Raw genomic sequence first — 14091 nt, 5'->3', positions numbered from 1 at the left:
ATCTCGCCGCCGTTCTCACAGCAACTTTTATATGATAGCATTTTGTAAATCATTTGTCAACACTTTTTTTGAGTTTTTTCAACTTTATTCGAGTCGATTTCTCGTGTTACATTCGTGTCGGATTTTGTTCTTTGCTGTCTGTTTGAGACAACTTTGTTATGATACCACCTGGAAACCGATCTGTCAACACTTATTTTGTATTTTTTTCATATTTTATGCACAATTGATTCAATTTCTATTTATTAGCTTCCCTTTATTACCTTATATCCCACTTTTCTAAAAACCAAGAAATCCTAGAGCGTTTAAAATCGCTTTCTGACAACTGTGCGTCACACATTATGGAGAATTGGTTCTAAAATTACTAGAGCGAACAGTTTCTTGAATTTGGGTTTAGCTGAGGCATGGCGCTTTGTAGATGTAGGTAGTGTACGGAAAGCTAGTTTTCTCAGCATGATGGGATCCTGGGGTTGTGGCATGCCGGACGCAATTGGAGTAAAGCAACTGATCTTGAGGACGGAATTTGTTTTTCATTCTGTCTGTAATCAGAAAAAGGAGCAAACTTCCATCTTCTTTTACGCAAACAGCCGTAACACACTCTGTTGCATCCAATAAAGAACAGCCTGCCACAGCCCAGGGGTTCCAACCTGCTGAGAAAACCAGCTTTGTATCAACGAATGCTATCTCGGAAAGACGGGTGTGGGAAACTGGTATGGGCATAGGAAGCGTAGAGCTGAGCTGAGTATTTACTTACCTTTCCGAAGTGTTTTTTGGCGGATAGTATTCGACTGGCTCCCATCGGATACTAAGCGGGTACTGAACCGAGAAATGCATCAGGATTTCTCGGTGAATACCCGCGTGCCGCCAAAAAGCGCTTCGGAAAGGTTAGAAAATACCAGTTCTGCGGCCAGCTGACGGAGCCCATGCCAGTTTCCCACACCCATCTTTCCGTACACTACCTACATCCACAAAGCGTCATTAATCAGCTAAACCAATTTAAGATGAAATTGTTCGCTGTAGTACTAGAACCTTGACATAGTTAATTGTTGCTTTTACAGAACAAATTCCCTGCAAAATGTAATGCACAATATCAGTAATCAATATTCAGACAGGTGATAGAAATTAAAAACCCATGTAAAAGCTAAACTTTATACTTACATATCTTTATACTCCGTAATAATACTGGATTGCCTGCGCGATGTATTTGGCAATTCCTTTCCCGTACTGAGCATCGGTCGCTTCCGCCAGATTTTCTCCCTTGGAATACTCTTTCGCTAAATCGAGAAGAATTGATCTGGCATTATCTAACTTAAACAAAATCTTGTATACTTCTGCAAGTTTTGCTACCGCTTCTTGTTCCTGGTCTATATTCCCTGTTTCTCTTGCCATCGAAAATTGTCTATAGATCTCATCATTATTATTTTGCTGAGGTACAAAATCTTCTTTCTTTCCTGTAGACTGTAATGCAGCCTCTACTGCTTTTTCTTTACTTCCATACCATTTGATCAAATCTGCCATAGTATATTCATTTTCAAGGCTATCTTGCAGTTGTTCACGCATTTTTTCTACACTGCCAAATTTTTTAATTTGTTGTAAAAAATCTTCCCTAGACATGCATTCCAGCATGTGGTCTAAAATTTTTTCTATATCACTATCATTGAATGCTTCAAAACTCATTGTATTAACCCCTTTCATCACATCCGTTATCAATTCAATAATCCCGTTTAGACTATTTCGCTTCTTTTCCAGCAAATTTTTTTGCGTTAATAGTACCTGTTCTTTATTAAATCCGGGATTCTCCATGATTTCCTTTATATCAGCCAATGGTACTTCTATTTCCCTGAAGAACATAATCTGCTGCAATTTTTCTAATGCTTTGTTATCATAAAGACGATAACCTGCTTCCGTTAATTGTGTAGGCTTTAACAACCCTATTTCATCATAATACCTGAGCGTTCTGATACTAATCCCTGTTATTTCTGACACATCTTTTACTGTTTTCATTTTTATTTCTTTATCATTATAATTTTCTTTCACCCTTACCTCCTTTCAAACTAATCGTAAACCATTACGCCACGAGAGTGTCAACACCTTATTTTTTAACGTATATCTGAGTATTTGTTAAAATTAGTCTTAAAATATTAAAAAACACTCTTCTTCCGCGCCGAACGATAAAAAATAAGGACATAGCAGTTTATTTCCTTTGACTGCTACATCCTTAAGTAATGATGCTATTATCTATTTTGTTATGAAGACCAATCACTGGATGACTATTTACTAAATACAATTAACCGCATCTTTTACCGTCTGTACTCCAACAATGCGTATTCCTTTAATTTTTTCAACAGATTTTAGTGAAACCTTAGGCATAATTACTGTCTCAAATCCAAGTTTCTTGGCTTCCTGCACTCTTTGTTCAGGCATATTGACAGCCCTCACCTCGCCACTCAATCCTACTTCCCCGAAAACAATTGTCTTCTCATCAATTGCCCGATCTTTATAACTGGATACAACTGCCATGATAATTCCAAGGTCAATTGCTGGTTCATTCATTTTGATTCCACCCGCAATATTAACATAGGCATCGCATGCCGAGAGGTGCAAGCCAAGCCTTTTCTCTAATACAGCCATTAATAAATTCACCCTGTTATAATCAGTTCCTGCTGCAGTTCTCCTGGGAATAGCCAAATTGCTCTGACATACCAGTGCCTGTATCTCTATTAATATCGGTCGTGTTCCTTCCATAGAACATGCCACAATCGAACCGGATGCGCCTTCCGGTTTACCATTTAGCATAAACTCCGATGGATTTGCTACTTCCACCAATCCAATATCCCTCATCTCGAATACCCCGATTTCATTTGTGGATCCGAACCGGTTCTTTACCCCTCTAAGGATTCGATACGCGGCATGGCGGTCACCTTCAAAATATAATACGGTATCCACCATATGCTCCAGTACTCTGGGTCCGGCCACTACACCTTCTTTGGTAACGTGTCCAACCAAGAATATAGAAATCCCAAGCCCTTTTGCTATTTGCATAAAAACATTCGTAGACTCTCTTACCTGAGAAACACTTCCCGGTGCGGAACTCACCTCATCACGATACATAGTCTGGATCGAGTCTATTACAACAACCTCCGGATTTACTTTTTTGATTACTTCCTGAATAATTTCCAGGTTTGTTTCACACAAAATGAGAAGAGAATCTTTAAATTCTCCAATCCGGCTGGCTCTTAGTTTAATCTGCTGTAAAGATTCTTCCCCGGATATATATAATACTTTGACCGCCTTATCCGTCAGGTTCTTGCACACCTGAAGCAGTAATGTTGACTTTCCAATTCCCGGATCTCCTCCGACCAAAATCAAAGACCCTTGTACCAGCCCTCCCCCCAGCACTCTGTCAAGCTCCATGATTCCAGTCTGCATCCGGTCAGTTTCTTTCATCTGTATACTGGTAAGTTTCATTGGTTCTATCTCATTTGCCTTTTTTACCGCCTTCACGGAAGAAGTCTTTTGAATCACCTCTTCTGTAAATGTATTCCATTCTTTACAGGCGGGACATTGGCCTGACCATTTACTGGATTCATGCCCACAGTTCTGACAAAAAAATACGGTCGTTTTCCCTTTAGCCATAAATTCCTCCTTTCATAATTCTTTTCTATTCGTAAGAAGTCCGGCATCTTCACAGTATTTGTGAAAAGTCCGGACTTCCATTTTACTTTATTTACAAAGCCTTAATACGTCAACGTACCAGAACGTGTTTGAAAAACAGGCTCTAAGCTCTCAAGATTTTAACAAAAGCTTTATCAGTATTATCCAATTCTACGCTTAAAGAAAGCTTACCGCCCAGATTTGTCTGCATCTTTCCGGCATTCTCGTCATCAATAAAGATTTCGTAAGCAGTATCTTCCTCCAGTTCAACTGTGATCTGTGCATCTGTTGGTCCCTCTACTTCAAAACTGACCCCATTTGCATCTGCTGAAAGATGATTTACGGTAGTTCCGGGAACTGATTCATATACGAACATTCCATTTCTTTCTAACTTGGTGATTTCTTTAAATGTTTTTACCTTGTACAAGTCTCCATTATATTCAAAATCAGAAAGCTTTGATTTCTGGTCCAATTCATAATTCCCGAAACTAATTGTTCCGTCATCTTCTGTACGTATTAATTCTTTTACAACTGACATTAGTATGCCCTCCTAGTATTTCGTTGATAGTTATCCTCTATTCTATTGTTCTTAAAATTTTATCATAAAACGGAGAAATATGCTAGTGATTTATTCATTCTTCATGAAAATTTAATGGGTGGCTTCCACTCTATTTTATATAAAATTTAATTTCTTTATTTGACAACCCAACGCTTACCGTATTCCCTGATTTCACTTTTCCTTCCAGGATTTCTTCTGCTAATGCATCTTCTATCTTATTTTGAATTGCCCGCTTTAATGGTCTTGCTCCATACTTATCATCAAATCCCTCTTCCGAAATAAAGCTCTTTACAGAATCCCGTACATTTAAAGTAATATTCATCTGCTCCTTGCATCGTATCGTAAATTCTTTCAGTAAAAGTCCAACAATGCTCTTTATATTTTCTTTGTTTAAAGAATGGAAAACTATAATTTCGTCAATACGGTTTAAGAATTCCGGCTTAAACATCCGGCGAACTTCTTCCATAACATTGCCCTTCATGACATTATAATTATGCTTCTCATCATCAACTGCGGCAAAACCCAGTTTTTTGGGAGAGATAATTGATTGTGCACCTGCATTGGAAGTCATAATCAGAATTGTATTTTTAAAATCTATCTTCCGCCCCTGCGCATCTGTTATATGCCCGTCGTCTAATACCTGAAGCAGGATATTAAACACATCCGGATGAGCCTTTTCAATTTCATCAAATAAGATGACCGAATAAGGGTTACGACGTACTTTTTCACTTAATTGCCCACCCTCTTCATAACCTACATATCCCGGAGGGGAACCTACAAGTTTAGAAACGCTGTGTTTCTCCATGTATTCAGACATATCAACTCGAATCATAGCCTGTTCACTGCCAAAAACAGTCTCTGCAACCGCTTTGGACAACTCAGTCTTACCTACACCGGTTGGTCCCAGAAATAAAAATGAACCGATTGGACGCTTGGGATCTTTTAATCCGACTCTGCCTCTCTTGATGGCCTTGGCAACCGCTGTCACTGCTTCATCCTGTCCAATGACTCTTTGATGCAGTGTCTGTTCCAAGCGGAGCAGACGATGGGTTTCTTTTTCAGCCAGTTTTTGTACCGGAATCTTCGTCCACATAGATACTACTTCCGCAACATCAGGCTCTTCTACCATCAGCTGCTTAGCAGCATTTTTCTTTTCAATTCGATTACGCAGATTGGATAACTTCTTTTCTTTGGTCTCCTGTTCCTTCTTCAGTCTGGCTGCCTCATCAAAATCACCTTCTTTGATTGCCTCTTCCTTTTCCTGGGCAAGATCAAATACTTCATTTTGAAGTTCTTCCAGATTCGCAGGAACCTGATATCCCTTCAGCTGAACTTTGGATGCAGCTTCATCGATCAGGTCTATGGCCTTATCCGGCAGAAATCTGTCGCTTATAAATCTCATAGAATACTTTACAGCTGATTCTATAGCATCATCTGTGATGATGACGCGATGATGTTTCTCATAACTCGGACGCAGTCCTTTTAAAATCTCTATTGCTTCTTCCTCTGTTGGTTCCTCTACCGTAACCGGCTGAAATCTACGTTCAAGCGCAGGATCTTTCTCTATATACTTGCGATACTCCTCGATTGTTGTAGCACCGATTAGCTGTATCTCTCCTCTGGAAAGGGATGGTTTTAAAATATTAGAAGCATCCATAGCGCCTTCTGCTCCCCCGGCTCCAATAATTGTATGGAGTTCATCTATGAAAAGAAGAACATCTTTGCAATCCATTACCTCTTTTATAACTTTTTTAATTCGTTCCTCAAATTCACCACGATACTTAGATCCTGCTACCATACTTGCCAGATCCAATGTTACAACACGCTTATCCTGAATAGTCCTGGGGACTGCTCCGGCGACAATTTTCTGCGCTAATCCCTCTGCAATGGCAGTTTTACCTACTCCGGGTTCTCCAATTAAGCAGGGATTATTCTTTGTACGTCTGCTCAGAATCTGAATAATACGTTTTATTTCCTCTTCTCTTCCGATGACCGGATCCAGTTCTCCCTGACTTGCCTGTTCTGTCAGATCACGGCTGTACTGATCCAGCATTGGTGTAGCAGAACTTTTCTGACGACCCTTGGACGCCTTAACTTCCTGCAGATAAGCCTTATAGGTTTCCTCATCCGCACCCATAATTCCCATGATTTCCATATACAGTTTCTGGAGCTGTATTCCCATGGTATGAAGCAATCGTGTTGCCACACATTCCACATCCCTTAATAAAGAAAGCAGGATATGTTCTGTTCCAATTTCATCCATCTGAAAGAAAGACGCTTCTTTTTCACTGCTTTCTAAAACTGCCGATGCACGGGGTGTATATCCATCCGGATTAGCTAATGCAATACCGCCCTCCGGAGCAATCAGCTGTTCAATCAAAGCCAACAGCTGTTCTTCTTCTACACCGCCTTCTTCCAGCACAATATGTGCTGTACCTGTTTTTTCTCTTAACAGTCCCAACAGTAAATGTTCTGAACCAATATAACTCTGTGCACATTCCTTCGCCGCCTGCTTAGCAAGCACTAATGCTGTCTGCGCACTATCTGTAAATTCCTTATGCATAGATACTCCTCCTGCTATTATTCATATTCTGCCAATATCTCGTCCACTAATGCGTGAACTTCCTGGCCTGTAATGCGTTTACATCTGCCTTTTGCAAGCAAAACACGTAAATTTTGTTTCATTTCTTCTAAAGCCTGCAATTTATCGATATCCAGAGATATAATTGCTCCTCTTCTTCTGTCAATCGTCACAAATCCTTCTTGTTTTAATACCGCATATGCTTTATTCACTGTATGCATATTGATCCCGATATCCTCCGCCAGCTGTCTTACAGAAGGTAAAACATCACCTTCCTGGATGCTGGAAGTAGCAATTCCCAATATGATCTGATTTCTAAGTTGAATATATAGTGCCTCTTCACTTTGAAAATCTATTTTTATCATCATAGTATCACCCTTCTATCCTATGTTTGTTATATTTATAATATAACACCTGTCATTATATGTCAACCCAAATTAGCATTCCGGTATGGTGCAGCATTTTCTATCTAAAAATAGAGAGATCCACTTTAGTATTCTTAAGTGACATCTCTCTATTCCCATTTTAAAAACTAATATATTTAAACATATTTTATAAGTCGATCATGGTTACATCTACTTCCGGCGGATTCTCATCTGCTGTCTGCTGAAAATTTGCCTGAGGATTGGAATTTTCTACCGGTGCCTTCTTTGGCGGTCTTTGCTTTTTTACAGGCTGCTGTACATTTCCTGCATTCTGCTGGCCATTCCCCTGCTGTTTTGGCTGAACAGATGGCTTAGACTGCTTCTGTACCTTTGGCTGTGCCTGTGTTGCCTGATCCGGCGCATTAACCTGATTCTGTGGTTTCACCTGGCCTTGAGTTCTTGCCTGATTTTGAGGTCTTGACTGTTCTGGCTGTCTGGTCTGATTCTGCTGTTTAGGCTGACCCTGCTGCGGTCTTCCCTGAGCAGTCTTTTTACCCTGCACCCTTTTTTGTCCCTGGCTTCTCTCGCCTGCCGGCTGTTTCTGTTGATTTTGTGCATTACGCTGGTTATTTACAGGTTTCTGTACGGTACCGGCTGCCGCATTTCTATCCTGCTGTTCCGTAACTTTCTTTACTTTTTTTACTGCTTTTGGAGCCTGATTATTTGTTGGCTTCTCTTCCGCTTTTCTGGTAAGTACATCAGCTTTCACCTGAGCCTGTCCATTTCCAAAAACTTCTTCCGTGGTTTCCTGCACTTTTTCTAATGGCACTCCCGGAGCATCTGTACTTTCAGGCTGCATCTCCTGAACCGGGGCATAATAATAATCAGAACTCAGCGTCTTCTCTTTTCTTGCAAATTCATTTGTATTAAAATCCAAAGTATTTTCCGCTTCCCTTAAATCATCCTTCAGATCTTTATTCTTGAGCGCCAGATTAATAATTATAAAGAGTAAAATCACAGCAAATGCAATCATACCATATAATATTTTCATAGCCAGTTCCAGCTTCTGATTCACCTGATCCATCTGTGTATTTAACATTTTCACAGTATCATTCTGTACTGCCTCTGTCTGTGCTGTCTTTTTCTCAGTTGCCGGCTGTGATTCCGATGCTGCGGCCTGATTGGCTGCTGCTTCTGATTCTGCTTCTGTAGCTGCAGGTGCAGCTGCGTCGGCTGTTACATGAAGCGTATAAACTGCCTTACTCCCATCTTCAGCTGCAACAGTAATTGTTACGGTACCATTTCCATTATCCAGCTGATTTCCATCAATTGATGCAATCTCTGCATTCACATCAGATGGCTGGGGATCTAACGTCAATGATTTTGTTCCGGCCGGGACTTTCACTTCATATTCTGTTGTTGAATAATAAAATTCCGGTGAAACTTCTGCGTTTTCAATGCCAAGCGTCGCCAGCGAATTATCACCGGATGAGCTGGTAGCAAAAACAGTCATGGAAGAAAGCCATAACATCAGCATTGCCAAAACAATCTGGTACTTCCATGTTCCTTTTAAAATCTTCATACTTTACCCCTTTTCATTATTTTGGCAGGCATTATGCCTCATCAATCGCCTTACCAATATCATTTCGGTAATATTTGTTGTCAAATGTTATCCAGTCAACTGCTTTATAGGCATTTGCCCTGGCTTCTTTTAAATCAGTACCTTTTGCAGTTACACCCAGAACTCGTCCTCCATTCGTCACGATTCCCTTTTCGGAAGTTTTCGTGCCCGCATGGAAAACATAGTATCCTTCTTTATCTTTAAATTTATCAAAACCGCTAATTGGAAGTCCTTTATCGTATTTTACCGGATATCCGTCAGAAGCCAGAACAACACAAACTGCTGCATTATCTTCAAACTGAAGATCAATCTGGTCTAAAGTACCGTCTATACAAGCCTCAAATACATCTACGATGTCATTTTTCATTCTTGGCAATACAACCTGCGCTTCCGGATCTCCAAATCTTGCATTATATTCCAGTACCTTTGGACCGTTATCCGTAAGCATCAATCCAAAGAATATAATGCCTTTGAATTCTCTTTCTTCTGATGCCATAGCGTCTACACTTGCCTGGTAAACATACTGGTTACAGAAATCATCAACCTCTTTCGTATAAAAAGGACTGGGTGAAAATGTTCCCATACCGCCTGTGTTAAGCCCCGTATCCCCGTCACCTGCACGCTTATGGTCCTGGGCACTGGTCATTGTTTTGATCGTTTTGCCATCCACAAAGGAGAGGACAGATACTTCCCGCCCTGTCATAAACTCTTCTACTACCAGGCGGTTTCCGGCACTTCCAAACTGTTTATCCAGCATAATTGCCTTAACGCCCTCTTCTGCTTCTTCCAGTGTATTGCAAATTAAAACTCCCTTGCCAAGAGCTAATCCATCTGCCTTTAAAACGATAGGAAACGCTGCAGTCTTCAGGTAAGCTATCGCTTCCTGAGGGTCATCAAAATTTTCATAACCGGCCGTTGGAATATGATACTTTTTCATCAGATCCTTCGAAAATGCTTTGGAGCCTTCCAGTATAGCAGCATTTTTACGCGGACCAAATACTCTTAATCCTTCTGCTTCAAATGCATCTACTACTCCACCAACAAGGGGATCATCCATGCCGATAATTGTAAGGTCAATTTCTTTCTCTTTGGCAAATGCCACCAGTTTTTCAAATTCCATCGCACCAATATCTACGCATTCTGCATATTCTGCAATTCCTGCATTTCCTGGTGCACAATAAATCTTATCTGCCTTCGGGCTCTGGGCTACTTTCCAGGCGATGGCATGTTCTCTGCCGCCGCTGCCTACGATTAGTATTTTCATGAATTTGTTTCCTTCTTTCATTTTTAATCCCGCTGCATATCGCAAACCTGCCTGCGATACTGCATAAATAAGTAGTGTGAGCAACGTTCATACTGTGAATAACGTTCGCACTGTGAATAACATTCGCACTGTGAATATCATTCGCACTGTGCATGAAGTTGACACTGTGCAAGTTCATTTTACACAGGCTATGAAGCATATTGCTCTAATCTGCTATCCAAACCTTGTGGTCTTTTACTGTAATTCTTCCATTGGCTATTAAATTAATTGCTTCCGGCATAATCTTCCATTCAGCTTCCATCATTACACGCTGCTGCAATTTCTCAGGTGTATCATCCTGATGCACATCCACTGCTTTTTGTAAGATGATCGGACCTGTATCGGTACCTTCATCCACAAAATGTACGGTAGCGCCGGTCACCTTTGCACCACGCTCCAATACTGCTTCATGCACCTTTAAACCATAATAACCAGTTCCACAAAACGCCGGTATTAATGCCGGATGTACATTGATAATCTTATTTGGAAATGCCTGAACCATAATTTCCGGTATTACCACCAGACAGCCGGCTAGAACAACCAGATCTGCTCCATGGGATTGTATCGTGTGCAAAAGAGCCTCATTGAATGCGGCGCGGTTATCATAATCTTTTGGGGAAACAGATACATTGGCTATATGATTCTGTTTGGCACGCTCAAGAGCATAGGCATTTTTATTGTTACTTATTACAACGGCAATCTCCGTGTTAGTTATGCTTCCATTTGCTATTCCGTCAATAATTGCCTGAAGATTGGTTCCGCCTCCAGATACCAATACTGCAATTTTTAACATAATGTTACTCCTTTTTCACCTGCTTCAATCTGACCTACAACATAAGCACTCTCTCCGGATGCCTCAATTGCCTTTACAACTGCTTCTGCATCTGCCGGATCAACTGCAACGATCATGCCAAGACCCATATTATAAGTATTGTACATCATTTCTTCTTCGATTTGTCCTTCTCTGGCCAGCATCTTAAAGATAGCCGGTACGTCGTAACTGTCTTTCTTTATTACAGCACGAACTCCATCCGGAAGCATTCTCGGTACATTTTCATAGAATCCGCCACCTGTAATATGGCTGCATCCCTTAATTGTAACCCCTGCCTCTTTTACATTTCTAAGTGCCTTAACATAAATCTTCGTAGGTGCCAGAAGCGCTTCGCCCAGAGTCTTTCCGAGTTCCTCATGATAAGTTTCTAAAACATCTTTTTCCATTTTAAATACTTTTCGTACCAGTGAAAAACCATTACTATGTACACCGGATGATGCGATACCAATTAATACATCACCTGCTTTTAATTCTTTACCGGTAATCAGATTCTTCTCATCTACTACTCCTACTGCAAAACCTGCAAGATCATATTCATCTTCCGGATAAAAGCCTGGCATTTCTGCAGTTTCACCGCCAATTAATGCCGCATTAGACTGCTCACATCCATTTGCCACACCGCTTACAATTGTCGCAATCTTTTCCGGTACATTTTTACCACATGCGATATAGTCCAGGAAAAATAATGGTTCTCCGCCTGCACACGCAATATCATTTACACACATAGCAACGCAGTCGATACCTACCGTATCATGTTTGTCCAGAATAAACGCCAGCTTCAGCTTTGTACCTACGCCATCCGTTCCTGACACCAATGTAGGCTTCTCCATATTTTTAAATGCACTCATGGAAAACGCACCTGAAAATCCGCCGATATTGGTAAGAACCTCCGGTCTCATAGTTTTCTTAATATGTTCCTTCATAAGTTCTACGGACTTGTATCCCGCTTCTATATCAACGCCTGCTTTCTTGTAATCCATTATTGTTCTTCCTCCTAATGTGGTTTTTCTATTATACTCTCAAATTGTGAATTAGTTGTGTTTGACTGATTACAGCTTTTGTTATAGGTATGACTATTTGTATTCTTTGTAACCGACTTCCTGCAATTTTGCATCTTTTGCCATAACCTGCTCTTTTAATTCAGCTGAATATGCTTTTAATCTTCCTAATAATTCTTCATCTGATGTAGCAAGGATCTTAGCTGCTAAAATTCCCGCATTCGCGCCTCCGTTAATTGCCACTGTCGCAACGGGAATTCCGGATGGCATCTGTACGATAGAGTAAAGTGAATCTCTTCCTCCAAGGGATGATGTATGCATTGGGATACCAATAACAGGCATTGGGAAAATAGCTGCGCACATACCAGGCAGATGAGCTGCCATACCTGCTCCTGCAATAATAACTTTCCAACCTTTTTCTTCTGCAGATTTTGCATATTCGAAAAATACATCTGGCTCTCTGTGAGCTGAAAGGATATTTATTTCATATTCTACACCTAATTTGTCTAAAATATCAGCTGCCTTAGCCATTACCGGCATATCTGAGTCGCTTCCCATTACAATTCCTACTTTTGCCATTGTACATATCTCCTTTTATCGATTGATTTTAATTTTTTATCGAATGCTTCGCTTTTATTCTACTAAGAGATTGGAACATTGTCAACAAAATCGCAAAATCATTTTTGGAATTGCCCCATCAAATAGAAAAAGAACATACAGACGGGTATATTCATAGAGAATAATTCCCGCCGCTCTGTCCTTTTTAAGTAAATTTATATCACTTCCATGATCCCGGTCAATCAGTCTTTATTTAAATCCATATGGATTGCACCATATTTCCTGATATTCATTACATATACACATCCTTCACCCAGCTTCTCTTCCATATACTTTGAGTACTCTGCTGTATATTCCTTAGGAAGCAATGTAAGAATAACACCTGCAAAGCCGCCCCCATGTACACGGCAGGCGCCGCCTTGAATACGATCCAGAAATAGTTCTGTCAAAGCCAGGGCAACGGTAACAGACTGCTCATCATAGTTTTCAATGGAGTAGCAGTTCTGCAGCCATTTCCAGGAAGAATTACCGGATGCTGTAATTAATTTGAGGAATTCCTCATATTGCTGGCTTTTCAATGCTGCTACCTGCGCATCCACTCTCTGGTTTTCTGTAAAGAAATGCAGCGCACGCATAACAGCACGATCTCCTGCACTCTTACGAACTTCTGTGACATTCTTCAGGAATTCTTCCAGAGACACCTCTGATAATGTTTCTTTTCCGAAGAATGCAGCCGCTTTTTTCATTTCTATTGGGACAGAAGAATATTCTGCACTTAAATCCGCATGTCCTTTTCCTGTGTTTACTATAATTAAGTCGTAGTTAATACTGTCAAAACTAAAATCTATTTTTTCAATTACCGGCTGATCCGGATTCTTGAAATCCATTGCAACAATACCACCACAAGCACATGCCATCTGGTCTAAAAGTCCGGACTGTTTATTCCAGTATTTATTTTCGGAATACTTACCGATCTTTGCATAAGCAACTGTATTCAATTTTAAATCATTAAAGAAATAATCTACCATACTGCAGATTAACATTTCAAAAGATGCAGAAGAACTCACTCCCGCTGCTCCAATTACATTGGTTGTAACATAAGCATCAAAGCCACCGATTGCATATCCTTCTTCTAAGAAACCTTTTAAAATTCCTTTCAATAAGTCCGGTGTACCCGCATGTGCTTCCGAAGGCTCCAGGTCATCTAAGCTGATCTGCAAATGCTGATCATAGGTTTCACTGATGATATTTACGATATTGCTGCTATTTTTACTTGCCGCTGCAACACAGTCTAACTGAATACTTCCAGCCAGAACTTTTCCATGATTATGGTCTGTATGATTTCCGCCGATTTCTGTTCTTCCCGGTGCGGAAAAGAATTCAAACTCATCGTTCTTAAATTCCTCTGCAAATTTTTCCGCAACATGCTGATACCTTGCTGCATTCTCTGCGATCTTTTCTTCTCCATATAAATCTCTTAATAGCACTTTTGATGAATTGCTCTCTAATAATGAAGATACATTTTCTAATTTCATCTCTGTTTCATCCCTTCTATTCATTTCATATGTTTTCTGTTGACCTTTGTCTAAACTTCTTTTATACTATGATTATAATGAGAGTTTA

The 14091-nt window shown here is 40.3% G+C and carries 12 protein-coding genes; all 12 read right to left on the bottom strand.

The window, feature by feature from the left end; all coding sequences use genetic code 11:
• Nucleotides 1-830: 830 nt before the first annotated feature.
• Complete coding sequence (locus CD03_RS38850; protein WP_255348045.1) at nt 831-953, bottom strand: hypothetical protein; 123 nt, start codon at nt 951-953, stop codon at nt 831-833.
• A gap of 208 nt (nt 954-1161) precedes the next feature.
• Nucleotides 1162-2034 (bottom strand): MerR family transcriptional regulator, encoded by an 873-nt coding sequence (locus CD03_RS0109425; protein ID WP_330377172.1) that lies wholly within the window; start codon nt 2032-2034, stop codon nt 1162-1164.
• 240 nt (nt 2035-2274) lie between these two features.
• The gene (gene radA, locus CD03_RS0109420; RefSeq protein WP_027293428.1) at nt 2275-3633 is read right to left on the bottom strand and encodes a DNA repair protein RadA; all 1359 of its coding nucleotides are present in this window, start codon (nt 3631-3633) and stop codon (nt 2275-2277) included.
• A gap of 142 nt (nt 3634-3775) precedes the next feature.
• Nucleotides 3776-4189, bottom strand: a complete 414-nt coding sequence (locus CD03_RS0109415; RefSeq protein ID WP_027293427.1) for a hypothetical protein — start codon at nt 4187-4189, stop codon at nt 3776-3778.
• Between the two features lie 130 nt (nt 4190-4319).
• On the bottom strand, nt 4320-6773 hold the full coding sequence (locus CD03_RS0109410; RefSeq protein WP_027293426.1) for an ATP-dependent Clp protease ATP-binding subunit: 2454 nt from the start codon (nt 6771-6773) through the stop codon (nt 4320-4322).
• A gap of 17 nt (nt 6774-6790) precedes the next feature.
• Entirely contained in the window at nt 6791-7159 is a 369-nt protein-coding gene (locus CD03_RS0109405; RefSeq protein WP_027293425.1) for a GntR family transcriptional regulator, read from the bottom strand.
• A gap of 184 nt (nt 7160-7343) precedes the next feature.
• On the bottom strand, nt 7344-8738 hold the full coding sequence (locus CD03_RS0109400; protein ID WP_027293424.1) for a cadherin-like beta sandwich domain-containing protein: 1395 nt from the start codon (nt 8736-8738) through the stop codon (nt 7344-7346).
• Nucleotides 8739-8769: 31 nt separating this feature from the next.
• Nucleotides 8770-10041: a phosphoribosylamine--glycine ligase gene (gene purD / locus CD03_RS0109395; protein ID WP_027293423.1), complete on the bottom strand. Its 1272-nt coding sequence runs from the start codon at nt 10039-10041 to the stop codon at nt 8770-8772.
• A gap of 205 nt (nt 10042-10246) precedes the next feature.
• A complete protein-coding gene (gene purN / locus CD03_RS0109390) occupies nt 10247-10873 on the bottom strand; it encodes a phosphoribosylglycinamide formyltransferase (protein ID WP_027293422.1) in 627 nt (208 codons plus the stop codon).
• On the bottom strand, nt 10867-11892 hold the full coding sequence (gene purM, locus CD03_RS0109385) for a phosphoribosylformylglycinamidine cyclo-ligase (protein WP_027293421.1): 1026 nt from the start codon (nt 11890-11892) through the stop codon (nt 10867-10869). The genes purN and purM overlap by 7 nt, the downstream gene beginning before the upstream one ends.
• Nucleotides 11893-11985: 93 nt before the next feature.
• A complete protein-coding gene (gene purE / locus CD03_RS0109380; protein ID WP_027293420.1) occupies nt 11986-12489 on the bottom strand; it encodes a 5-(carboxyamino)imidazole ribonucleotide mutase in 504 nt (167 codons plus the stop codon).
• 221 nt (nt 12490-12710) lie between these two features.
• A complete protein-coding gene (locus CD03_RS0109375; RefSeq protein ID WP_027293419.1) occupies nt 12711-14003 on the bottom strand; it encodes a galactokinase in 1293 nt (430 codons plus the stop codon).
• Nucleotides 14004-14091 lie beyond the last annotated feature (88 nt).

Origin of the sequence: Robinsoniella sp. KNHs210 (assembly GCF_000686105.1) — a bacterium.
Classification (GTDB): domain Bacteria; phylum Bacillota; class Clostridia; order Lachnospirales; family Lachnospiraceae; genus Robinsoniella; species Robinsoniella peoriensis.
Note: the sequence above shows the minus strand (reverse complement) of the source record. Positions and strands in the feature narration are given on the sequence as shown.

Coding starts and splice junctions, on each gene's coding strand:
- radA (WP_027293428.1), bottom strand. CDS start 3,633: ATGGCTAAAGGGAAAACGACCGTATTTTTTTGTCAGAACTGTGGGCAT.
- CD03_RS0109415 (WP_027293427.1), bottom strand. CDS start 4,189: ATGTCAGTTGTAAAAGAATTAATACGTACAGAAGATGACGGAACAATT.
- CD03_RS0109410 (WP_027293426.1), bottom strand. CDS start 6,773: ATGCATAAGGAATTTACAGATAGTGCGCAGACAGCATTAGTGCTTGCT.
- CD03_RS0109405 (WP_027293425.1), bottom strand. CDS start 7,159: ATGATGATAAAAATAGATTTTCAAAGTGAAGAGGCACTATATATTCAA.
- CD03_RS0109400 (WP_027293424.1), bottom strand. CDS start 8,738: ATGAAGATTTTAAAAGGAACATGGAAGTACCAGATTGTTTTGGCAATG.
- purD (WP_027293423.1), bottom strand. CDS start 10,041: ATGAAAATACTAATCGTAGGCAGCGGCGGCAGAGAACATGCCATCGCC.
- purN (WP_027293422.1), bottom strand. CDS start 10,873: ATGTTAAAAATTGCAGTATTGGTATCTGGAGGCGGAACCAATCTTCAG.
- purM (WP_027293421.1), bottom strand. CDS start 11,892: ATGGATTACAAGAAAGCAGGCGTTGATATAGAAGCGGGATACAAGTCC.
- purE (WP_027293420.1), bottom strand. CDS start 12,489: ATGGCAAAAGTAGGAATTGTAATGGGAAGCGACTCAGATATGCCGGTA.
- CD03_RS0109375 (WP_027293419.1), bottom strand. CDS start 14,003: ATGAAATTAGAAAATGTATCTTCATTATTAGAGAGCAATTCATCAAAA.